Genomic DNA, 2,232 nt, shown 5'->3' with positions numbered 1-2,232 from the left:
GAATAGATCCAATCCAATCTGGTGGCTAATTTGGCGCTCCAGCCATGACGCCAGGAAAAATCAATAAAACGAGCCTGTATGAAATTAGCACTCTGAGGCTCATCGTAATCGTAATCATAATCTTGACCGGTTGTTAGTTTGAATACGGAGTAAGTTCTTGGCTTGTATGTGAGACCAGCATCCCATCCGGTAAAACCTTCTTTTCCTGCCTGACTCTCATCTGCCACCTGATATCGACGCCCCAGTTTCAGAAAGAACAATGTCTTGGAGCTGTAATTCCAGTTAAAACCAGCCAGATAACTGCTGACTTCATAGCCTGTATTTTCCAGATCAGGATATTGTAGTGAACGATGGGATACCTCAAATACTGCATCTGTGTCAGGCATCAACTGCAAGAAAAATAATAACTCATAGTCTTCTAACCGGCGATCGTTGAAACCACTATCTTCATAGCTTCTTGTGTTCAACTGATACTCAAAGTCTATATGGGCTTTTGCTCTTTTGGATCCGAAACCATATTTTCCAGAAAAAATCCGCTGCCGGTATTCAAGAAAAAGGTTTTCTCTTTCTTCTTCTGAACTCAAATCATGAGACAACTCATCGGTCACATCTAGATTGATTCTATGTCGGCTATTCAGTTCATGCTCGATTCTGCCTGACAGGCCATAATCAAGAAAACTACCCGTTTGAAACCTTGAATAGTCATTTCTGGCTGCATTCAAGGTCAGGCTATACCGATTGTTATCATTTTTAAGAAAAGTAGAAAGCCGTGGGCTTAGAACATAAACCGAAGAACCTTTCTTGCTGCGGCTACGGAAGATATTATCATCATACTTGATCGCTGCTGCTATCTCCGCCTCTAAACATACTGAATCAAAAGGTAAAGGCCTTATACATTCGTCGGCCTTGACACTTGAGGAAAAAATAAAGAGAAGAAAAAAGCTTTTCCTTAGTAATCTAAAATCACTCTTGAGCACGCTACCGCCCTTCAATCAACTACTGAATATTGGAATAGCAAGACAAAGATAACCAGTATGATTTAAGCTTTTTTATCTCAGTTCTGGTTCATCACTGATGGCCGGTATTTTTATGAAAGGGCTCACACATCCGAACAAACCGCTTCAATCTGGCTGTCGATTCGATGGGCACAGAAAGTATCAAAAGAGTGTTTTGGCGTCAATCATAAGGCGTATGCCTTATACTTATACTGATGCACACGACTAAAAGTACTGCCCCGAAACTCTTTCCGGAAAAAGTAAGTATTAAAAGCTAAAAATCAACAATTGGCGAAATGTAACCCCTAAAAAATAAGAAAAATCCAAGATGGATGGTTGCGAAATCTTCAAACTGGACTAATAAACAAGCATCAAAATTAAATATAAATTTAATAGGGATTTTATAGCCCGTCACACTCGGTGCGGTTACAATAATCTCTCACCTTACGTTGATAGTAAGAACTTTATCGTTTTACATTAAACGACTTAGTTTTTTAAATCACTGACTCATAATATTTTTTCTACTTACTGTAGTGAACGCAATAATCCCATTTGTCAGGACAAATGTCGTCTATTTTGACTCATGACTCTCAATAACTGAGAGCATTTAGAAAGAGGCTGTTATGGCTCGCTACTCCAAAGAAATGAAAGAAGTCCATTATTCAGAGGATGATGCCACCCAATAATGTTTCCGTGGTTCAGCTTAAAAGAGAAACCAGCATCACTGATGCAACCCAGCATACTTGGTGCAAAAAGGCAAAAGCGCAAGGTGTACCGGTATATGGTGATGTATGACTTCACCCTGAACAATCAGAGGATCAGCAGCATTATGATTTAGCTGCACAAGTTGGGGTGACATCTACCTTCCTTGAAAGTCACCGAAAACATCCAGCCAAGGCTGGATAAACTGTGTAGCTACCCATCACGCAACCAGCGCTAGCAGCCTGTCGGACTTAAGCGTCCTCGCTACGGGCGCTATTCTCGGTCAGCCTCCCAGCTCTGTAGTGGAAAATTTCGAGACAAAGCTTGATATGAAAGGGTGAATTAGGTGGCCAATAGCAGATATTCTGCAAGCCCATTACCTCAAGCATTCACCTTTCGTGCAACACACCCATTCACTGGCAAAGCGCCTTAAAACCTCTCTTGGCTGGCTCAATCCCCTATTAACCTTATTGCGCTGGTTATTTTTGGCCTCATACAGATGGGTTCAGACAACCTGTCCCGTATTGCCCGAACT

Annotated in this window: 1 protein-coding gene; it reads right to left on the bottom strand. The window is 41.4% G+C overall.

Features of this window, described 5'->3' with window-relative positions; all coding sequences use genetic code 11:
* Positions 1 to 977 (bottom strand): outer membrane beta-barrel protein (locus KDK16_RS04055; RefSeq protein WP_257274777.1); only part of this gene is annotated, 977 nt, incomplete at its 3' end.
* Positions 978 to 2,232 lie beyond the last annotated feature (1,255 nt).

This window comes from Endozoicomonas sp. SESOKO4 (assembly GCF_024606275.1).
This window is presented reverse-complemented; position numbering and strand designations above follow the sequence as displayed.